This window comes from Nostoc sp. CCY0012 (genome assembly GCF_963920855.1).
Classification (GTDB): domain Bacteria; phylum Cyanobacteriota; class Cyanobacteriia; order Cyanobacteriales; family Nostocaceae; genus Cyanocohniella.
The window spans coordinates 1-22,013 of record NZ_CAWUDM010000079.1; the positions used below are offsets into that span (position 1 = coordinate 1).

The following is a 22,013-nucleotide window of genomic DNA, read 5'->3' on the forward strand; positions in this document are numbered from 1 at the left end:
GCTGGAAAATATATCTCCCATTATCCGTCATCTTGTATTTGACAGACTACTAGATATTCAGAAAGTTCATAGTCCTGTAAATTTGCTAAATTTTCTTGGGCAGTTATTTTATTGCTTTTTATATCTTTTTTTACTTGAAAGAAGTTGTATAAATCATGAAGTGCATTACCAAGCGTACGTTTTTTATACTTAGTTTTTGCCATCAATTCTAAAATAGTTGTAGTAGGTTTAATTAACCTAAAAACTTTTAACAAAGTTGAGATTCTTGTTCTAGGTCTATAAGTTATAGTAATTTTAGGCAACGTCCCATCTACAATAAAATCTCTAAAAATATCCCAATATATTTTATAATTATCTCCAGTTTTAATTATTAGTTTTGCTCTTACCAGTTTCTTAATTACATCATGATTAAAGTTCTGCTGTACTTCACCTTTAGTAACTGTAGATTGTTTAGCAATAAATTTTAAGCAATTAAAATGCTCTGGAGTATTATTGACATATCTTTGGATATCAGACTCAAATATTTTTTTAATATCAAATTTAGTGATAAGCTTTTTGTTTTCTGAAGATATTTGTCTTTGATCAATGTTTTGATTGTAAATATCACCACATATTTTCTTTAGTAACCAAGGTAAATTCTGACAATTTTCAGATAACCATTTTTTTATTTTCGGGTCTAAGCGTTTACCATTTTGTTTTAGATATTCTGAAAACCTATCTAGCAAATTTAACGAATCCTGATATAAAAAATCATCAAATTCAATATCTTTTTTGATTCTTTGCATATCCAATTCTTGCCAAGTGTGATATGTCGGATCACCCATTGGTATGTAAAGATCATTTCTCCAGGAAAATCCCAAAACTATATTTTCTTTTAAGCTATCAACTTCATATACTAATCTTTTAAATATATGAAACAAAGAAGATAGATTTTCTTTCATTATTATTTCTTCAAATTGATCGAAGAAAATAATTAATATTCGATTATTTTCTTTGAGATTATCAAAAGCTAATCTAATTGATTCAGTAGCAAAAAATTGTGGCTCAGGGTTAGTAGATATTTTATGGTTTGGTATTTCAATAAATTTATTATCAATAGTTGTTTGCAATGCTTTGGTAATAATGCTGGGAATAAAACGCGTTGACTGTGCAGGATCAACACTTGTAACATCAACATGATATATGTAGAAATTATTTTGATATTCCGGTATATATAAACAGTCCGAGGCTAATTTTATAACTAAAGATGATTTTCCAATACCAGTTTTCCCTGACAAGCAAACAACTCTTAGTTTAGTTTTGTTATCTCTGACTTTTTTGACAAAATCCCAAAACTTATCTTGAGTATTATTCATTCCAAAAAAATCTTCTGGACGACAAGGACGATGATAATCATCAAAACTATCTGCTTCATTAATTGCTGAAATTGTTATATCAATACTTTCTAAATGTGCATTGTTTTGTAATATATTTTCACCATCATTAACAACCGCAACATCTAGACCAGCCCAATAAAGACTGTGTTGAAAAAAATATTGTTTCCAGTCATCTATAGACAAATTTTTATTTCTAATTGAGAAAATAATAGCTCTATTGATATCCCCATCTTGCCCTATCTCATCCGCAATCCACCAAAAATCTTCTGCTTGAGTTAATAATAGAGTTAACTGTTTAATTTTCTTTGTATCTATGTTTAATTTTGTAAAATCAGGTAATGGAATATTTTGCAATTTGATAAACAAGTCTGCTAGTTTATCCGGTCCCCAAAATAATAAATCATATCTTTTATTTTGTGTCTTCTTTCCATGCTTTTCTATAACAGCTTTTGCTTTTGGAGTCAATTCTGAAGTTGAAATTAAATAAGCATATTCTACTTCTTCATCATCTGCTTGACCCATTAGCTGATATATTATATTAGGCGAAATATTTTTTTCTTGAAATTTACACTCTACCAATCCTATTTTTCCAGTCATTAAGTCCTTAACATATATATCAGTTTGCATTCCTTCAAATTCAATATTACCAATTGGTTCGCAGCGCAGTTCACTAAATAAAGGTGATATAATTTTTTCCCAAAATTTGCCTTTTTTATCATTACTCCAGTTTTTAGGAACGACAACTTTTAATTTTTTATTAATATTTGATGCTGTATTCATTTCTCAATAGTTTGACATCATGAAGACTTAGGTGGATATGTTAATTCAAATCTTAATTAAATTGTTGTTTAACCTGTTCATAAATTTCAAGAGTGATTAGAGATATACTATTGTCTTGAGCATAAGCTTCAATCTTTTTGCGGGCAAAAGGACGGACAAAAAAAGGGATTTCTTTGAGTTTATTTTCAGCTTCAGCAGTCCATCTAATTGATTCACTCATTTATTTTTAGTGCTTAATTTCCATATTCAAACATTGTTTGGATTGATGCACAGTTACCCTCAATATTAATATCGTTACCAGGTTAACCCTAGTAACGACATTTAACGAGAATTTACTTAACCTTGAGTTACAGGTTCTTTCGCCAAAAATTTCTCAAGTTCTGTCAACGCTTCAGCATCAACTTTGGTTTGCATGGGACAGAATTTAGGCCCACACATGGAACAAAATTCAGCAGTTTTATAAATGTCTGCTGGCAAAGTTTCATCGTGATATTCCTTAGCTCTTTCGGGGTCTAAAGATAATTCAAACTGACGATTCCAATCAAAGTTATAACGGGCTGCTGAGAGTTCATCATCTCTGTCTCTCGCACCTGGGCGATGTCTAGCAATATCCGCTGCGTGAGCCGCTATTTTATAAGCAATCAAACCATTGCGGACATCTTCAGCATCGGGCAAGCCTAAATGTTCTTTTGGTGTCACATAACACAGCATTGCTGTACCGTACCAACCAGCCATTGCTGCGCCAATTGCCGAGGTAATATGGTCATAACCGGGAGCAATATCTGTTACCAATGGCCCCAATACATAGAAAGGTGCTTCAGAACACTCTTCCATTTGCTTACGGACATTGAACTCAATTTGATCCATTGGGACGTGTCCAGGCCCTTCTACCATTACTTGGATGTCATCTTCCCAAGCTCTACGGGTTAGCTGTCCCAGGGTTTTGAGTTCTGCTAATTGTGCAGCATCTGAGGCATCATGAGTACAGCCAGGACGCAGGGAATCACCCAAACTGAAGGAGACATCGTATCTTTTGAAAATCTCAATAATGTCTTGGAAATGGGTATACAGGGGGTTTTGTTTGTGGTGATGCAGCATCCACCGCGCCAGAATCCCTCCACCACGAGAGACAATACCAGTAATACGATCTCTGACTAAAGGTAAATGTTCAATTAAAATCCCGGCGTGGATGGTTTGATAATCTACACCTTGTTGGGCGTGTTTTTCGATAATGTGCAGAAAGTCATCGGCGGTGAGATTTTCAATTGTGCCGTGGACACTTTCTAAAGCTTGGTAAACTGGTACTGTGCCAATGGGAATAGGTGAAGCATTAATAATAGCGGTACGAATTTGATCTAAGTTACCGCCACCTGTGGACAAGTCCATGAGGGTATCAGCACCGTATTTCACAGCTAGGTTTAACTTATCTACTTCTTCTTGCAGATTAGAAGAATTGGGAGAAGCCCCGATATTAGCATTAACCTTACATCTGGACGCGATGCCGATCGCCATCGGTTCTAGATTGGTGTGATTAATGTTTGCAGGAATAATCATCCGTCCCCGCGCCACTTCATCACGAATGAGATCAGCAGGAAGGTTTTCCCGCTTGGCGACATAGTGCATTTCTTCAGTAATAACACCCTGACGCGCGTAGTGCATTTGAGTAACATTACTCTGTCCACGACGCTTGGCAACCCATTCTGTCCGCATATTAAATTCCTCGATAAACAGCTTCCCTCCGCTGGTATTAGCCAGACTCAGGTGTTAAGGGTCTGATCTCAGCCTGTATTTTCAGGCACCCCTAGCATGAATGTAAATTGTACCACCTTGGTTATGAATGCGGATAAGGTGTTTACAATTTATGAGGTATGGGAGTGTTGAGTGGTTGGATGATGAGTATTTTTAACTAATAAATATTTTTTACCTTACGCCAAGGCGCAAATAAGCAAGCGAAAGATACGCAGATACGGAAATAGTATTGAGAGTTATGACTAAACAGTATAAATATATTATTTTTTATAAACCCTATGGAGTTCTCAGCCAATTTACACAGGAAAGTCCCAAACACGTCACCTTGAAGGACTATATTCAAGTTCCTGATGTTTATCCTGTAGGGCGTTTGGACTGGGACAGCGAAGGTTTATTACTATTAACAAATGATGGACAGTTACAGCATCGTCTGGCTCATCCTCGGTTTGGACATCAACGTACTTACTGGGTGCAGGTAGAGCGCATTCCTGATGTAGATGCTATAAACAAGTTACAAACAGGTGTGGATATTCAAGATTACCGCACTCAACCAGCCCAAGTTAGGCTGTTGTTAGAAGCACCGCATTTACCAGAACGTCATCCGCCAATTAGATTTCGCAAAAATGTCCCAACAGCTTGGTTGGAAATGACGTTGACTGAGGGAAAAAACCGCCAAGTGCGACGAATGACTGCTGCTGTGGGGTTTCCGACATTGCGACTAGTCAGGGTGAGTATCGCTAATCTCAATTTAGATGGTCTACAGCGAGGTCAGTGGCGCGACCTCACCTCAACGGAAGTGCAATTTTTGCATAATTTATCTAAAAACTACAGAAGAGTTTCTAAGACGAAGGGATAAAAAGACTTATTTGCTAGCTATATGTGTAATAAATTACACAGCAAGATGATGAAAATATCTCTCCCCATTACCTACTCTTTACTGCCTGCTCCATATTTACAAGGTAAAGAAATTGGATGTAAAGCTATGTCATCCGGAGCTAAGAAGACTATTTAGTGTTTATTTGCTAAATTTAGCCTAAAAATGTCTAAAAAAGCTATAATTGTCTTTTTTTATTACTGTCTAGTTAACATCTGTCCTTGGGTACAAGTTTAAGTTTTATGAGCCTGAATCAGCGATTGCGCGGAGCGCAGCGCCAGAGGCGATCGCTCTGGCATCAATCTCACCCACCAAAAGATATATCGCCGACAACGCCTGTGTACTTGGAACTGGAGCCTGAACGAGTCTCCGATTTAGAACTTGGCACAGCAGAAACGCTGCGTCGTACCCAAGCAGAACTTCAGTGGTATCGCCAGCTTTATGAGCAAACTCCTGCTGTATATTTCAGTTTGGATGCAACTGGCATCATTTTGTCTGTAAACCAGTTTGGTGCAACTTGCCTGGGTTATACTCCGGAACAATTAACTCACAAGTCTGTATTTGACTTGTTTGAGGAGTCAGACCAGCAACAGCTATCTAACGCCTTCATGAGGACATTGACAGCTGCGCCTCAGGGCCAAACTGCTAGTTGGGAATTTCGTTTAAACTGTCCTGCTAGTAAAGTAGTTTGGGTAAAAGTGATGATGCGGTTATTACCCAGTGGAGATAAAAACTTTGTTTCGCCTGTCAATCAAGGGTTAGTGGCTATCAATGAGCGAATTTCTCCAGCACAGTCTCCTCAAAAAAATTCGTTAATTCTGATGGTGTGTGAAGATATTACTGCTTATAAGCAAGCAGAAGTAAAGGCAGAAGAATTAACAGCATTAGCCGTCCAACAAAGTCAAGCCGTGGTGCAGACTCATTTAGAAGAAATGGCAGGACTTAATCGCCTCAAAGAAGAATTTCTGAACACCGTTTCTCACGAATTACTCACGCCATTGGCTAACATGAAAATGGCGATTCAAATGCTGGGTATTACCTTGCATAGAGAGCAAAATTTTTTGTCGGCAATGGCCAAGCCTCAAGCAGAACGCTCAAAAGCACCTCGCTATTTTGAAATTTTAGATAACGAGTGTGAACGAGAAATCAACTTAATTAATAATTTTCTAGATTTGCAACGCTTGGATACCAACGTCAAGCCTTGGGTATTAGAAACAATTCAGGTGCAACAATGGCTTTGGCGTGTTGTAGAGTTATTTAAATCGCGCAATCATCATGCTTGTAGGCAAAACTTGCACCTTCACATAGCTCCTAACTTACCCCCATTAGCGTGTGATCCATTTAGTCTAGAACGCATCTTTGTAGAACTACTGACTAATGCTTGTAAATTTAGTCCACCAGATGCCGAAATTACTGTTTCTGCCCGATTGATACCTGATAATATCCAATTCCAAGTGATAAATTCCGGTGTAGAAATCCCTCACTCTGAATTACCACGAATTTTTGACAAGTTTTACCGTATTCCTAGCAATGAGCCTTGGAAACAGGGTGGTACAGGGTTAGGATTGGCATTAGTGCAAAAACTGATTCAGCACTTAGGAGGAACAGTAGAGGTGGAAAGTGAGTCTAACCTTACCTGTTTTACTATTCAATTAGGTCTGAAGAATCAGGGATGAGAGAAATGAGCAAAAAGAATTATAGAACAGCCCAAAGTCTTGCCCTATGACTGTTCTGTTCCCTATTCTCTAACCGAATATGAAGAATTGGCTACCAATATATGAAATATTTAGCTAAGATGCGTCACAATTAATACGGCCACCAAGATTCACTGGTAAAACCACAATTTTTGTACGTCTACTGTAGTTGTGGCACTTTGGATATTTAGTGGCTAGAAGCACCTTGGAACGGGAATTAAGGAACTTCCACTATGCTGATTTGCCCTCAGTGTACATTTGAAAACCCTCACACTAACAAATTTTGCCAAAACTGTGGTGCGTCCCTGACCCACAAGGTATGTCCTGAATGCAGTACTGAAGTACCTGTAAATGCACAACTTTGTCAAAACTGTGGTGCAGAATGCGGAACGGTTTGGCAAGCAATTATTATCGGGATTGAAACTGGGGAACTTGAGGAACCCCTTGGTGAGCAGGTACAACTAGAACTAGTGAATCAAAATGAGCTTGGGGATTTTTCCCATAAGCAACCGATACTAGTCGAAGAGGTGCTGGAGGTATCACCTGAAGGAGAAATTAGTGAAGAAAGAGAAGATACGACTGTCGGACAAGTAGAACAAGTAGAACAAGTAGAACAAGTAGAACCAAAAATTTTATCTTCTTCCCCTATCTACCTATCACAACTCACAACAGGCTCATTTTTAGACCCAGAGCAGCGTTATCAATTATTAGAACCGCTATCTGCCCCAGAGAGCAACTTTGCCCCCAATGAAGTATGCGGGAGAGTCTTAGATTGTCAACCGTATCAAATATCACCTGTTGAGGCAGTTCTCGCCCATCAGCAACAGGGGCTGGTTATGCCGTCAGTGGAGGCTAATGGAATTTCTCACCTGGCTAAAGCTTATATTGCCTTACAATCCCCAGGTCATTCAGCAATACCACCAATTCACGATGCTTGGCAGCAAAATAATACACAGATTCTACTAATCGAAGATCGCTCGAATTGGCAATATTTAGTTGAATTGTGGCAAGAAGATTCAACAAGCTCGTTACAAATTTTACACTGGTTTTACCAAATGACTCAACTCTGGTCTGTTTTGGAACCAGTAAATTGTTGTCAAAGTTTGTTGGATTTATCGAATCTCCGGTTGGATGAAGACCAGACTCTAGCGCTACAACGTTTGTATGTGGAACCACTGAATGGTCAACCCGCGATCGCATCATCGACAGATGAAGACATCGAAACACTGACGATTCCAGCGCCACCGTTAACTATTCAAGCTTTGGGGCAAGTGTGGCAAGCACTATTTCGACAGTCGCAACGGACTCAATTTGGTGCTGTGGTGCAAATTTTAGAAGACTTGGAACTCAATAAAATTCAGACAGTTGAGCAGTTGCGATCGCGTTTAGAAGAAATTGCGGCTGAACTAGAAACACCCATAACCGCAGCTGTTGCCCCAATGAAAGAAAAAGGCACTACTGCACCCACCATTTTGCAACTAGAAGAGCCATCAGATTTTGCTGCTAAATCTGATGACTTACCAACATTTGTGCTGTCGATGCAACTCAGCAGTTTAGAAGATGCAGGACGCACTGATGTAGGGCGTCAACGTAATCATAATGAAGACTGCTTCGGTATTAATACCAAAATCGACAAGCTAGAATTACCCAAAAGCCGAGTTTTACACGCCTGTGGTTTGTATATTCTTTGCGATGGTATGGGTGGCCATGCGGGCGGTGAAATAGCCAGTGAGTTGGCAGTGAAAACTTTACGCCAATATTTTGATGAATGCTGGATTACTAATCAAATACCCACAGAAGATAACATCCGTGAGGCAGTGTATTTAGCTAATCAGGCAATTTATGAAATCAATCAACAAGAAGCCCGTTCTGGTATCAAGCGCATGGGTACTACCTTAGTCATGCTCTTAATTCACGATACTCAAGCTGCCGTTGCTCACGTAGGAGATAGTCGTCTTTACCGCTTGACACGCAAGCGGGGACTAGAACAAATTACCGTAGATCACGAAGTAGGTCAAAGAGAAATTTCTAGAGGAGTGGAAGCAAACATAGCTTATGCTCGTCCTGATGCTTACCAACTAACTCAAGCATTGGGGCCGCGTGATCAAAACTCTATCAATCCTGATATCCAGTTTTTTGAGATTACTGAAGATAGCCTCTTCGTTCTGGTATCAGATGGTTTATCAGATAATGATTTACTAGAAATTTATGGGCAAACTCATCTTATACCCTTTCTAAGTTCTGGTACTCACTTAGAACAGGGCGTTACAGAACTAATTGATTTAGCTAATCAACATAATGGCCATGACAATATTACTGCTATACTTATTCGGGCAAAAGTGCGCCCAAATATGCAAAGTTGAGGAATTGGAGACTGGGGATGAGGTACTAGTGAAATTTTTATTTAACCTCTACTTCTAGCCTCTAGTCTCTAACCTAAGCGCCTCTAATTTCTTTTTTTAGCTTATGCAGGTTGTATTGTGGTTATTCTGACTTTGTTGGAACCGCAACAAAAAACGCCACTCAAACATTGGTGCTTTGAGGACTCTTCCGTGATTCGCATTGGACGGGCCTCAGATAATCATGTTGTTTTATCTGATAGTTTAGTTTCGCGGTATCATCTAGAGCTGAGACAAGTAACTTCTGGCAAAAATGTTGGCTCTTGGCAGGTAATTAGTCAAGGCACAAATGGCACTTTTTTGAATGGCGTTCTGGTAATGCAAAGTTCATTGCCAGATAATTCCCTACTGCAACTGGCACAGGGTGGGCCACTATTACAATTTCAAGTTCAACAGATACCAGATACTTGGCTGCGATCGCCAGAGAATGGCGAAGTGAATGAAAATAATCCTGCACAAGTGTCGTTAGCTAGCAGTTCTGCAAGTTTATCTTACACTTGCAAGCATGAAGGCAACTCGCCGAGTAATTTATTTTGTATTCACTGCGGCCAACCTCTGTCGGTTCAACACCAAATTCGTCAATATCAGGTGTTGCGAACTTTAGGACAGGGAGGTATGGGAACTACTTATCTTGCTTGGGATGCAGTAGGTTCAATCACCGGCAAACCTCAATTGTTGGTGTTAAAGCAAATGAATGCTGATATGGCTAAAATTGCCAAGGCCCAAGAATTATTTGAACGGGAAGCATATGCTCTCAAATCTCTGAACCATTCTGGTATTCCCCAGTATTATGACTTTTTTGTAGTTGGTGGTAAAAAATACTTAGCGATGGAATTGATTCATGGGCAAGATTTGGAAAAAAGAGTTTATGCCACTGGCCCAGTTACACCCCGCCAAGCGATCGCCTGGATGATTCAAACTTGCGATATCTTACACTATCTCCATAGCCAAGAGCCACCATTAATACACCGCGATATTAAACCCGCTAACTTGATGGTACGAAATGCTGATAATCATATAGTTGTGCTGGATTTTGGCGCTGTTAAGGAGATTGGTACAACACCAGGCACTCGCATTGGTGCAGAGGGTTACTGCGCCCCGGAACAAGAACGGGGACAACCTCTGACTCAATCCGATTTATATGCCATTGGGCCAACGTTGATTTTCCTCCTCACAGGCGAAAATCCTTTCAAATTTTATCGTCACCGAGGATTAAATTCTCGATTTGATTTGACCAATATGCCTACAATTACTCCCAAGTTAAGAGAGATTATCGAACGCGTTACGGAGCAATTGCCACGCGATCGCTATCAAAGTGCCAAGGAACTGGCTGTAGCATTGGCCAATTGTCAAGGATAGAAAGTAGGGATTAATGAGTAGGGAGTGGTGATTATGGAAAAACACTTACTCCCGATACTCTATTGCCTACTCTTCGTCCCAAGCTTCTACTGCTAAAAATTCGCCAATTGGGTCTTGCATACTAAACCCAAAATCTAGCAGTTCCTGTTTCCAGTGCTGCCATTCGTTACCATAGAGCAATGCAATTTTCCAAATGCTATCAGTTGGCTTGATAATATTGGATTCTACTAGTGATTGCACGTTACGTTGCAATTTCACCATTGGGTGAATCACTTGCTGAGTCATAGCCTCAATTCAATTCAGATTTTGTTTGGTAAATGCTTAATCAAAACTGCTTTCCGTTTGGCAATTTTCTTCGATGCGTAGAGTATTGTGATTGGCAAAGCTAGTCTTAACATTCTAACTATAACATAACAAACTCTACTAATTTGTGGGAAAATTCGGTTTGGTACGGTAATTACCACCACAAAACCAAAATCCCTCCAAGCATCTATAAGTTGATGCTAAACGCAAAAGTTAGTCGTCCGGAAAATTATATGGAAATCACGAGTGGGGACAACTTGTAAAATTTTATTGGTTTGATAGTCACCAGAATCTGTGCAGTTGTTAAAAAACCATAGAACCTGGGAATTTTAAAGGTTTTTGCACAACGGTCAAAAAAATTCACGGCGCATATTTAAACGTTATTTAGAATATCGCAAACATCGAGGGTTGATCAAATTTCTTGCAAATCTTTATACAAATTTAATTTTCTGCGAGAAGTTAATTCTCTGCCTCTACTACGCATAACTTCTGACTACAGCCATACGAGGGCTTTATGGGAGGGGAAAAGATATGCAATATGAACTGAGAATTTGCTTCCACAGCATCAACTTGACGATAAAAATTTCAAATCGCGTCCTTTTCTAGCAATAAAGTAACTGGGCCATCATTCTCGATAGCAACTTGCATCATGGCACCAAATTGGCCGGTAGCGACCTGCAAACCACTACTTCGTAACTTGTTCACAAAGCGTTCATACAAATCTGCGGCTACTTGGGGATTAGCTGATTGGTCAAAAGAGGGACGACGACCTTTGCGACAATCACCATAAAGGGTAAATTGACTAACTACGAGTAACTCACCGCCAATTTCTTGCACTGATTTTTGCCACCTATTACCACCTCCGGTGTCAGGGAATAATCGCAAATCTAAACATTTTCGTACCATCCAGTCAATTTCAGCACTAGTATCTGTGGTAGCAATCCCCACAAGCAAATTTAGCCCCCGGCCAATTTTGCCAACAATTTCGCCGTTAACCGTGACTTGAGATGATTTGACTCGCTGGATAATAACGCGCATTGATTTTATCTACTAGCGTGACACGCCTAAATTAGTGCCAAAAAATTGTAGGTTGGGTTAAGCGCAGCGCAACCCAACGCTTCCAAATAATATTGGGTTTCCTACGTCAACCCAACCTACATTTAGCTATTTTTTAAAGCCTTATCCTTTGCTAGTAGAAGGAACACAAATACAATTTTCTAGCTGTGTGAGAAGAGTTTCACGATCCAAATTTTGACCAATTAGCACTAATTGGTTTTTGGGTTCGCCTTTCCATTCTTCATCGTCTAGGGTGAAGCGTTTACCACAAAGGTGGAAAATATGACGCTTGGGACTTTCATCAAACCAGATTATACCCTTGGCTCGGAAAATAGTTGAGGGTAATTGATTATCTAAGAAATATTGGAATTTCCTGATAGCCAAAGGCTTATCACTTTGAAAAGAGATAGATGTAAAACCGTCATTTTCTAAATGGTGAGAATGATCATGGTGGTCATGATCGTGATGATCATGATGATCATGTTCACATTGGGAATGATCGTGATCATGGTGTTCATGGTCATGATCATGTTTATGTTCAGTCTCAAAATACTTGTCAGATTCAAATAGACCGACACTGAGAATTAAAGGAAGTGGGACTTGCGATCGCTTGGTGCGAATTATCCTCGCACCTTCTTTGATTTCATTAATTTTGCTTTCTAATTCATCGAGTGCAGATGGCTCAACTAAGTCTGTTTTATTGAGAATAATTACATCCCCGTAGGCAATTTGACTATATGCTGCCTGGGAGTTAAATAAATCTAAGCTGTAGTTGGCTGCATCTACTACGGTAATTATGGAATCAAGACGAGTTAAATCTCGCAACTCTGTACCGAGAAATGTCAAAGCGACTGGTAAAGGGTCTGCAAGTCCAGTTGTTTCTACAACTAGATAATCTAAATTTTCTTGGCGTTCTAAAACTTTATAAACTGCATCTACTAAATCATTATTAATGGTGCAGCAAATACAACCGTTGTTTAATTCCACCATGTTTTCGTCGGTGGAAACAATTAACTCGTTATCAATGCCAATTTCACCAAATTCATTGACTAAAACGGCAGTTTTTAAACCCTGTTGATTGCTGAGAATATGATTCAATAAAGTAGTCTTGCCACTACCAAGAAAGCCAGTAATAATCGTGACTGGCATTCCTTGTTTGGGTGCATCCATTGCTGGGGATTCGGAAGTATCTACTGATTGCATAGCGCTGTTATCAAGAAATTATAAAACATGAATGTAGCCCAGAGAGTCCCGAAAACACTAGCACTGCTAGGCAAAACTTCTAATTCCGAGCCTGTAACCGTTTCACTGGCTGGGAATAGATGGTTTATTTTCACCCTGCCGTACTAGCATAGGGATGCTGGACTGTTTTTTCAGCTGTTTTATCCTATTATTGCGTATCTCCAATTTCAGAATTATTCTGTTATGACCCTAACTCTTTACAATACTCTCACCCGTCGTCAAGAACCATTTGCCACAGTAGAACCAGGTAAGGTGAAAATGTACTGTTGCGGCATGACGGTGTACGATTACTGTCATTTGGGTCATGCCAGAACTTGTATTGTTTGGGATGTAGTCAGGCGTTATCTCCAGTTTATCGGCTATGAGGTGCGCTATATCCAAAATTTTACCGATATTGATGACAAAATTCTCAAGCGATCGCGCGAAGAACATTCGTCAATGGAAGCGGTAGCTGAACGCTATATCCAAGCTTATTTTGAGGATATGGCACGGCTGGGAGTTAAAGAAGCCGATGAGTATCCCCGTGCTACCCACACCATGAATGGCATTCAGCGGTTAATTCATGAGTTGGAAAATAAAGGCTTTGCTTACCCATCTGACGGTGATGTTTATTACGCTGTCCGCAAGTTTGATGAGTATGGCAAGCTATCTGGACGTAAGTTAGATGATATGCAAGCAGGCGCCAGCGATCGCGTGCAGATAGAAGATTCAGAATATCAGAAAAAGAAAGACCCCTTTGATTTTGCCTTGTGGAAAGCGGCGAAACCAGGAGAACCGGCTTGGAAATCACCGTGGGGTGCAGGACGTCCGGGATGGCATATTGAATGCTCGGCCATGGTACGCGATCGCCTGGGTGAAACAATAGATATTCATGCTGGTGGTGCTGACTTAATTTTCCCCCATCATGAAAACGAAATTGCCCAATCAGAAGCAGTCACAGGTAAACCCCTAGCTACTTACTGGCTGCATAACGGTATGGTAAAAGTTGATGGGGAAAAAATGTCCAAATCTTTGGGCAACTTTACCACCATTCGGGATTTACTAGATCGAGGCGTTGAACCGATGGCTGTGAGGTTATTTGTCCTCATGGCCCAATATCGTAAGCCTATTGATTTTACCGACGAAGCCATCGCCGCAGCTACTAACGGCTGGCATACCCTCAAAGAAGGTTTGCTGTTTGGCTATCAATTTGGGGCTGGGGAACCGGAACCTGGGGAGTGTTTAACTGCTTATGTTGAGCGTTTCCAAGAAGCTGTGAATGATGACTTTAATTTTCCTGGCGGGATAGCTGTGCTATTTGAGTTAGCTAAGGAACTGCGCCGTGAGGGTAATATTATTGTCCATCAAGGGAAAACCGACACGCCAATGGAGGAGTTACAAACACAGTGGCGAACACTTGTAACTCTGGCAGATGTTTTGGGTTTAGAAGCTAAACCAGAAGAGGTAACTTCTTCTGTTGAAGGTTTAAGTGATACTGAAATTGAAGATTTGATTCAACAACGGCAAACAGCCAGGAAAGCCAAGGATTTTGCCGCAAGCGATCGCATCCGGGATCAATTACAAGCACAGGGAATCACCTTAATTGACAGTCGTGATGGTACTCGCTGGCATCGTAATTAATAGTATGGGTAAGGTGGGTTTTCCCTGGTCGGTAGTCTCAAAAATAGACCATAGGGCGTGTTTTTCTCCCTTAGCCCCTAATCGCGGAAATAGTTGTACTTTTATAAAGTATAATTAAGAAAAAGATAAAAAAGCCTGGATAGTAAGGTAGGCTCAAACGGCCGAAAATACTCCCCAGAAACATTTTAAGTTTAATAGTTTTTGATAAAACTACTAATATCCTCGACTAGCAACTAGTTTGTGAGTTGAGGAACAAACAACAGTGTAGATTTCTCAGTTGAAGAGGCAAATAAAGGCGTGGGTCAGTATCAACCTGCTCAGCTAAGGCGCTACAATCCAGACGCGATCGCTCGTCACTATCGTTATCGTCCCTGGTTAGCTTGGGGACGAATCCTAAAAATAATTTGGTATTTCGCCGGATTTATTTTGAGTCTCAAGTGGGACGAATGGCAAGACCAAATCGAGCTGAACAAGGGTAAACGTGCCATCCAGTTACGAGAATTGCTTACCAGACTTGGCCCGACTTTTATTAAAGTTGGTCAAGCCCTATCCACCCGGCCGGACTTGGTACGCAAAGATTTCTTAGAAGAACTCATTAAGCTGCAAGACCAATTACCAGCTTTTGATAATGCACTGGCTTATCAAATTATCGAAAAAGAGTTAGACCGGCCAATTACCGAAGTTTATAGTGAGTTGTCACCAAGTCCAGTGGCCGCAGCTAGCTTGGGTCAAGTTTACCGTGGTCGTTTACTCAGTGGCGAAGAAGTTGCAGTCAAGGTGCAACGCCCCCACTTACGTCCAGTAATTACACTCGATTTGTATTTGATGCGTTGGGCGGCCGGTTGGCTAGCCCCCTTTCTACCCTTGAATCTCGGTCACGACTTAACTTTAATTGTGGACGAGTTTGGCATCAAGTTATTTGAGGAAATCGATTACATCAATGAAGGGCGCAATGCGGAAAAATTTGCGACTAATTTTCGCGACAACCTCCAAGTCAAAGTTCCAGTTATTTACTGGGGTTACACCAATACTCGTGTTTTAACTCTGGAATGGATTAACGGCTTCAAGCTGACAGATAACAAAAGTATCAAAGCAGCAGGTTTAGATCCAGAAGTGATTATCCAAATTGCTGTAAATTGCGGTTTACAACAGTTATTGGAACATGGATTCTTCCATGCTGACCCCCATCCTGGAAATTTGTTTGCCATGCCTGATGGCCGAATGGCATACATTGATTTTGGCATGATGGATCAGTTGGAGGAAACCAGCAAAGAAAGTTTGGTTGATGCGTTAGTCCATTTGGTTAACAAAGACTACACTGATTTAGCCTCGGATTTTGTCAAATTAGGTTTTCTGACTCCAGATACTAATATTTGTCCCATTGTGCCGGCGCTAGAATCAGTGCTAGGAAATGCCATTGGTAAAAATGTTGGGGAATTTAACTTCAGAACCGTCACCGATGAGTTTTCGGAACTGATGTATGAATATCCTTTCCGAGTTCCCGCCAAGTTTGCCTTAATCATTCGCTCTTTGGTAACCCAAGAAGGAATAGCCCTCAGTCTCAACCCTAATTTCAAAATTGTGGAAGTGGGTTATCCCTACATAGCACGAAGATTGCTAACTGGGGAATCAACAGAATTACGGCGACGACTACTAAACGTGTTGTTTAAAGATGGTAAATTCCAGTGGCAGCGTTTAGAGAATTTAATTGAAATCGCCCGTACTGATAGCAACTTTGATGTCTTACCAACAGCCCGAATGGGACTACAATTTCTGCTGTCTGATGAAGGTAAATTTCTCCGGCGACAGCTGGTATTAGCACTCACCGAAGATGACCGTCTGCATACCGAAGAAGTCCAGCGTCTTTGGGATTTAGTTAAAGATGACATCAAACCGACTCGTTTATTTGACGTAGCTATCGGTATGTTGGCAGAGTTATCTAGAGAAAGTGTCGCTGCTATTATTCCTAATTCTTCTTTCTTCGCTGCTTTTAGCGATATTCAGCCCCACAGTAACAAGTAAAAACATCATTTTTTTTGGATGTATTACTTGTATCGCTGACTTTTTATGGAGTTCTCAAGATAAATCCGGAGTTTTCATGTACTATTTTCCTGCCGAACCGCCTTATTTATTGATACTTATTGGTTTTTTAATGGCATTAACTTCTGGGTTCGCCTTATCTGGCACCCTGAAAGTAATGGTGCAGCAATGGTCAACAGATAGTGCCGAAAATTCCCCGCCTCCTTCCTTACTCAGACAATTGTTTGTCCCATTTTTAGGGATAACTGCTGGTGTTTGTCTGTTTCTCTCCTCAGGGTTAGAAATATTTGGCTTTCCGTCTGTATTAGCTTTAGGAGTTGGCTTACCACTTAGTCTTTTGACTTGCTTACTTGTGTGGTTACAACTAGGCAGTATGTTAAGTTTCGCTCAACGCCAAGGAATGCGATCGCTAGATTTAGATTCTTAACCCCAATGCAGCAAAAAACACAATTTTTAGGCTCAGTTTGACGCAAAACCAGCAAGACGGAAATTACGCGTTCCCTAAATCTAACTGTACTTGTACTCCATCATTGCCATCTACTGACTGAGCCGGCTGCAAAAAATCGGATTTCTTGGCAGTGACATGGTTTCACTTAAGCAAAATCCGCCTGAGAGACTTTAAATTATGTATATTTTATTACTGATTTGACGCGAAACTAGTACCTCAATGCGGAAATCGAAAGCTTATTATGTAGGCTTTTCATTGATTTCAAATGGTCTGTTTATTTACGCCGTGCTGTACTAGTTGCCTGTTTTTGATAATTCTGTTGCAATTGATACATATGATTAAATAAATGCCAGCAATATTCCTCTGGTAGTCCACAAGTGACAGCACCGCGCAGTACAACATTAAAGTACCAATCATTGGGTGCCATTTCTTCTATAAGCTTATTAACAACTACATAAGTGCGTGCATTTGTATATACTTGATGTTCACAGTGAATTTCCACTGCTTCATGACGATATAAACTTTGGGATACACCTTCGCGGATATCTAAATATTCACTTAAGCGCCAGGGTAAGTGATAAAGTACACCTTTAACGCTGGCTTGGGGATCTTTGACTACATCCAAAACGCCACATTTGCGAGTCTGAGAATAAGAATAAAACCCCAGTCGATAACCCTTTAAAATTCCCGGGCCAATGATGTAAGGATGGGTGTTTTCACCAAGCGATCGCTTTAAATCCACTGGACACATACAAGAGCCATAAGCAAAATAATAAAACATCGGCTCTTTTTGTCGCTGTTGTTGCAGTTTTAACTCTGATTTGGCAGGATTATGAGATTGCACCCAACTGTGGTGTGAGTATCGACTTTGGTTACTCATCTATCCTTGGAAGTAATTATATATTCGTATAACGAAAATACTAACATCAAAAGTTAAAACATACAACATTATTCCGATAGACGAAGTGTAGTTTAAATTGCTTCACCTATTCCTATTATTGAGTAATTGATTGTTGCCGATTTTGCTAGCTTGTTCATTGAGTCTAATGGCAGAACCTGTTTGATTGGTGTGATAAACCAAGGTAGAATCCATAGCATCAACAACCACTCGCCAACCAGCCACTATATTTCGGGTACAACCTTCACCAGGATTAGCCAATTCTAAACAGCCACCACTCCAATTGCGCTGTTGAGCTTGAGTAATAGTTAACCGAGAAACTGGCTGTTGTAAACGGTTTGAAGCCACTTGCAAAACTGCATTTTTCACATTTTGAGGCAATTGGATATCTGTGACTTGGTTAGCTTTTTCATTGAGCTTAACGACAGAACCCGTTTCATTGGTGTGATAAATTAAGTTTTGGCCAGCAGCACGAACAATTACCTGCCAACCTGGAACCAACGCAGCAAGACATAATTCATTGATATCTCCCAATTCTAAACAGCCATCTCTCCAAGTTTTTTGTTGAGCTTGCATAATGCTGATGCGAGCAATTGGTTGTTGCAAACGTTTAGAGGCTGCTTGCAACACTGCATTTCTGACATTTTGGGGCAGTTGTTGGCCAGTAATTTCACTAGCCTGTTCATTTAGCCTAATAGCAGAACCCGTTTGATTGGTGTGATAAACCAAGGTTTGATCAACAGCGCCGACAATTACGCGCCAACCTGGAACCAAAGCTTGGGTACAAAATTCATCAGCACCAGCCAAATCCAGACAGCCATTACTCCAAGTTTGCTGTTGAGATTGCATAATATTGAGGCGAGCAATTGGTTGTTGCAAACGTTTAGAGGCTGCTTGCAACACTGCATTTCTGACATTTTGGGGCAGTTGTTGGCCAGTAATTTCACTAGCCTGTTCATTTAGCCTAATAGCAGAACCCGTTTGATTGGTGTGATAAACCAAGGTTTGATCAACAGCGCCGACAATTACGCGCCAACCTGGAACCAAAGCTTGGGTACAAAATTCATCAGCACCAGCCAAATCCAGACAGCCATTACTCCAAGTTTGCTGTTGAGATTGCATAATATTAAGGCGGGAAATTGGTTGTTGCAAACGTTTAGAGGCTGCTTGCAACACTGCATTTCTCACAGATGGCGGTAGATTGGCAGATGGATTCGTGGGAGCATTTGCCGTAGCTAACCTTAAAGAACGTCCATTGTTATTGGTATGATAAGTCCAGTTTTGTTTACCATTAGTTACCACAACCCGCCAGCCAGGAACTAATGCTTGGGTGCAGAGTTCGTTGGGTTGAGGCAATTCCAAACAACCATTACGCCAAGTCTGTTGACTATAATCACTAATTTTCAGTTCTCTGATGGGAATCCTTTGTCTGCGGGCTAAATCTCGCCGTACGGCGTTAGCTACTGGACGCGGTAAGCGGTTTGATTGGCGGTTTGCTATAAGGTTACTGATTTCAGGTGTCAACTTTGCAGAATTAGCAGTGGCGTTTTTCATCAGTGTTAACCCACTACCAACAGACAACACACCTGTTAAAAGCAAAGCGGTGATAATTCGGGTTTGATTTGTGGAAGGATATTTTTTTAGTTTAATCTTCATAATGCAATAACAATACTTAGTAGGGATGTACGTACAATCTGGAAGTTTTTCAACGCAAAGTTACCTAAGGTCAAAACCAAGGTACACAGAGTGATGCTAAATTTAATTTGCTACAAACTAATAAAATGCTGTATTAGTCCGTATCAAAAGTATGAAAAACTAAGATTTAGCAATTAAACACAAAATAGTAATCAGTCCCACAACTGAAATTTGGGGAATATAAAAATTATCTATCTTCTGTCATTGATGTAATACTAGACTCTAGTATACTGAGATTTTGTTCCTAAATTTTTATAGTAAATTTATATATAGCGAACTGATCAATCAGCGCCAGCAATCCCAATGAAATAGAAATTCGCATTACTTAGGTAAATAAAAATTAAACTTCTGAAGCGGTGAATGCTGAATTTGGCGTTGCTTGATGTTCATCGTTATCAAATCTAATAGTACTAGCTGCCCAATTCTTCAAATCAGGTGCTAGCCAAACTAGTTTACCCAGGATGTCATCGTTAACCCATAGTACTAGAGGAAAATGTAGGTTTTTGCGAAACTCATCGCGCATGAGATTAGTACTGATAATTAGTTGATTAATTTCTACTACAGACTCTAAACCTTTCACCATTAAAGCTTCGGGTTGATTTATCCCGATTGTATCGGCAATGGTTGTATACAGTGTCTCTGCCGTAGGTGAAATGACAATCTCTTGGATATCTACAGATGACAATTCCTGTAATAAATTCAATATTTGTGGCTGTGCTTTTACAGAGTTACAACAGGCTAATATTAAAGAAAATTGACCAGTGGCCAGCATAATCGCCCTTACAAGCCTCTGGACAGATGCTGTTATATTTGCTAAATTGTCTTCTGAATTATTTAAGCTTTTCATTATAATTCCTGTACTTGCAGCAAAAAATAGTACAGACTGATATACAAATGACTTCTGTTATCAGTGATATACGGTTAAAATAGGAAAATTATTCTTCTCTAATACTTAGCATAATCTTAAATATAGGCTGATGGCTAGGTTTAAGATTTGTTGATTCATATGTATAAATGTATTAAGCTTCTTGTAGAAAAAATAACAATGTAGTGGCAGTAATTTGGAGACAAAAAGTGAATAAATTATTGGTAAAAATTTAGTAACTGTCTTGACTAGTAGGTAACAACGCAACTTCTATCCCCATATACTAGTCATGATTAACGTTTTATGCTTTCTCCAGCAAGTTATGAAAAAATTTGTCACGTGGTGTGTGGAGTTAATTGGGGGGAAAATCCTTCCTGGTAAAAAACAGGCTTTGTTTGCCGTGATAGTTTCCTTGAGCATGATAGCTACAGTGATGCTATCGCTGCCTTTGAACGCTCAAACTAGACCTACGCCACCGCCTAACTCTGAGTTAAGGGGAGTGTGGTTAACCAATATTGATAGTAATGTACTATTTGAACGCGATCGCCTGAAAAATGCTTTACAACGCCTGAATGAACTTAACTTCAACACCGTTTATCCTGTGGTGTGGAATTGGGGATATACGCTCTATCCTAGTAGAGTAGCAGCCAGAGTAATTGGGCGATCGCTTGATCCTGAACCCGGACTGCAAGGGCGAGATATGCTCAAAGAAGTGGTCACAGAGGGACATGAAAAAGGATTAAAAGTAATTCCCTGGTTTGAATTTGGCTTCATGGCCCCAGCAGATTCCCTCTTAGCTAAAAATCGTCCCCAATGGCTTACCAGTCGCAGCGACGGTACTAAAATTGTCAAAGAAGGTACACATGAGCGGGTGTGGTTAAATCCTTTTCATCCAGAAGTCCAGAAATTCATTCAAGATTTAGTCGTGGAAATCGTGAGAAACTACGATATTGACGGCATTCAATTTGATGATCATTTCGGCTTACCATCAGAATTAGGCTACGATCCCTACACAGTAGCACTATATAAAAAAGAACATCGTGGTCAAGCCCCCTCCAAAGACCCAAAAAATCCCGAATGGGTGAGATGGAGAGCTAACAAAATTACCGACTTTATGAAGCGGACATTTACAGCCATCAAAGCTAGTAAAAAAAATTGCATTGTTTCCGTAGCTCCTAATCCCCAGCGTTTCTCCTACGAATATTATTTAGCAGACTGGCAACGCTGGGAACGCATGGGAATTGTCGAAGACTTGGTATTGCAGATATATCGGGATGACTTAAAAGTATTTACCCAAGAATTAGAGTATCCCGAAGTCAAAGCCGCCCGTAGCCATATTCCTGTAAGTATCGGCATATTATCTGGCTTAAAGAACAGATCAGTACCCATAGAACAGATTAAAACCCAAGTACAAGCAGCGCGCGATCGCAACTTTGCCGGAGTCTCCTTTTTCTTTTATGAAACCCTGTGGAACCTCAGCCGAGAACAGCCCCAAGCGCGTCAAAATGGCTTCCAGAAATTATTTCCCACACCAACGGCTTATCCGAATTTGCTCACTGGTTGGAAACCATAGGGTAGAGACTGGGGACAAATCAATTCAAAAGTCAAAAGTCCC

The 22,013-nt window shown here is 40.1% G+C and carries 17 protein-coding genes and 1 riboswitch; of the genes, 8 read left to right on the forward strand and 9 right to left on the reverse strand.

The features are described from left to right. Nucleotides 1-20: 20 nt before the first annotated feature. The 3 genes from ACM0OS_RS20305 to thiC all read right to left on the reverse strand — a co-directional run bounded on the left by ACM0OS_RS20305 (nt 21) and on the right by thiC (nt 3,866). Nucleotides 21-2,156, reverse strand: a complete 2,136-nt coding sequence (locus ACM0OS_RS20305) for a restriction endonuclease (protein ID WP_414545008.1) — start codon at nt 2,154-2,156, stop codon at nt 21-23. A 52-nt stretch (nt 2,157-2,208) separates the two neighbouring features. Then, nucleotides 2,209-2,376, reverse strand: a complete 168-nt coding sequence (locus ACM0OS_RS20310) for a PCP reductase family protein (RefSeq protein WP_414545009.1) — start codon at nt 2,374-2,376, stop codon at nt 2,209-2,211. Nucleotides 2,377-2,492: 116 nt separating this feature from the next. After that, nucleotides 2,493-3,866, reverse strand: coding sequence for a phosphomethylpyrimidine synthase (thiC, locus tag ACM0OS_RS20315; RefSeq protein WP_414545010.1), 1,374 nt, complete (start codon nt 3,864-3,866; stop codon nt 2,493-2,495). Nucleotides 3,867-3,872: 6 nt separating this feature from the next. Next, a riboswitch (TPP riboswitch) is annotated at nt 3,873-3,969 on the reverse strand. Between the two features lie 174 nt (nt 3,970-4,143). Here thiC and ACM0OS_RS20320 point away from each other — a divergent pair. The 4 genes from ACM0OS_RS20320 to ACM0OS_RS20335 all read left to right on the forward strand — a co-directional run bounded on the left by ACM0OS_RS20320 (nt 4,144) and on the right by ACM0OS_RS20335 (nt 10,231). After that, nucleotides 4,144-4,761 (forward strand): rRNA large subunit pseudouridine synthase E, encoded by a 618-nt coding sequence (locus ACM0OS_RS20320; protein ID WP_414545011.1) that lies wholly within the window; start codon nt 4,144-4,146, stop codon nt 4,759-4,761. A gap of 260 nt (nt 4,762-5,021) precedes the next feature. Further along, complete coding sequence (locus ACM0OS_RS20325) at nt 5,022-6,455, forward strand: ATP-binding protein (protein ID WP_414545012.1); 1,434 nt, start codon at nt 5,022-5,024, stop codon at nt 6,453-6,455. 251 nt (nt 6,456-6,706) lie between these two features. Continuing rightward, nucleotides 6,707-8,836, forward strand: a complete 2,130-nt coding sequence (locus ACM0OS_RS20330; protein WP_414545013.1) for a serine/threonine phosphatase — start codon at nt 6,707-6,709, stop codon at nt 8,834-8,836. A gap of 117 nt (nt 8,837-8,953) precedes the next feature. Further along, on the forward strand, nt 8,954-10,231 hold the full coding sequence (locus ACM0OS_RS20335; RefSeq protein ID WP_414545014.1) for a protein kinase domain-containing protein: 1,278 nt from the start codon (nt 8,954-8,956) through the stop codon (nt 10,229-10,231). 66 nt (nt 10,232-10,297) lie between these two features. Here ACM0OS_RS20335 and ACM0OS_RS20340 read toward each other — a convergent pair whose 3' ends face one another. The 3 genes from ACM0OS_RS20340 to ACM0OS_RS20350 all read right to left on the reverse strand — a co-directional run bounded on the left by ACM0OS_RS20340 (nt 10,298) and on the right by ACM0OS_RS20350 (nt 12,793). Next, nucleotides 10,298-10,516 carry a DUF4327 family protein gene (locus ACM0OS_RS20340; protein WP_414545015.1) on the reverse strand — a complete coding sequence of 73 codons (219 nt, stop codon included), beginning with the start codon at nt 10,514-10,516 and terminating at the stop codon, nt 10,298-10,300. A gap of 603 nt (nt 10,517-11,119) precedes the next feature. After that, nucleotides 11,120-11,572 carry a D-aminoacyl-tRNA deacylase gene (dtd, locus tag ACM0OS_RS20345; protein ID WP_414545016.1) on the reverse strand — a complete coding sequence of 151 codons (453 nt, stop codon included), beginning with the start codon at nt 11,570-11,572 and terminating at the stop codon, nt 11,120-11,122. Nucleotides 11,573-11,713: 141 nt separating this feature from the next. Beyond that, nucleotides 11,714-12,793 carry a CobW family GTP-binding protein gene (locus ACM0OS_RS20350; RefSeq protein WP_414545017.1) on the reverse strand — a complete coding sequence of 360 codons (1,080 nt, stop codon included), beginning with the start codon at nt 12,791-12,793 and terminating at the stop codon, nt 11,714-11,716. A gap of 222 nt (nt 12,794-13,015) precedes the next feature. Here ACM0OS_RS20350 and cysS point away from each other — a divergent pair, with 222 nt between their 5' ends. From cysS to ACM0OS_RS20365, 3 genes are all read left to right on the forward strand, one after another. Next, nucleotides 13,016-14,452, forward strand: coding sequence for a cysteine--tRNA ligase (cysS, locus tag ACM0OS_RS20355; RefSeq protein WP_414545018.1), 1,437 nt, complete (start codon nt 13,016-13,018; stop codon nt 14,450-14,452). Nucleotides 14,453-14,749: 297 nt separating this feature from the next. Beyond that, entirely contained in the window at nt 14,750-16,474 is a 1,725-nt protein-coding gene (locus ACM0OS_RS20360; protein WP_414545019.1) for an ABC1 kinase family protein, read from the forward strand. Between the two features lie 76 nt (nt 16,475-16,550). Beyond that, a complete protein-coding gene (locus ACM0OS_RS20365) occupies nt 16,551-16,919 on the forward strand; it encodes a hypothetical protein (RefSeq protein WP_414545020.1) in 369 nt (122 codons plus the stop codon). Between the two features lie 295 nt (nt 16,920-17,214). On the opposite strand, the gene ACM0OS_RS20370 is transcribed toward ACM0OS_RS20365, so the two are convergent. From ACM0OS_RS20370 to ACM0OS_RS20380, 3 genes are all read right to left on the reverse strand, one after another. Next, a complete protein-coding gene (locus ACM0OS_RS20370; RefSeq protein WP_414545021.1) occupies nt 17,215-17,820 on the reverse strand; it encodes a gamma-glutamylcyclotransferase in 606 nt (201 codons plus the stop codon). Between the two features lie 102 nt (nt 17,821-17,922). Then, complete coding sequence (locus ACM0OS_RS20375; protein ID WP_414545022.1) at nt 17,923-19,494, reverse strand: hypothetical protein; 1,572 nt, start codon at nt 19,492-19,494, stop codon at nt 17,923-17,925. Nucleotides 19,495-19,873: 379 nt separating this feature from the next. Next, nucleotides 19,874-20,380 (reverse strand): hypothetical protein, encoded by a 507-nt coding sequence (locus ACM0OS_RS20380; RefSeq protein ID WP_414545023.1) that lies wholly within the window; start codon nt 20,378-20,380, stop codon nt 19,874-19,876. A 340-nt stretch (nt 20,381-20,720) separates the two neighbouring features. Between ACM0OS_RS20380 and ACM0OS_RS20385 the strand changes: the two genes are divergently transcribed. Continuing rightward, nucleotides 20,721-21,971 (forward strand): glycoside hydrolase family 10 protein, encoded by a 1,251-nt coding sequence (locus tag ACM0OS_RS20385; RefSeq protein WP_414545024.1) that lies wholly within the window; start codon nt 20,721-20,723, stop codon nt 21,969-21,971. Nucleotides 21,972-22,013: the final 42 nt, after the last annotated feature.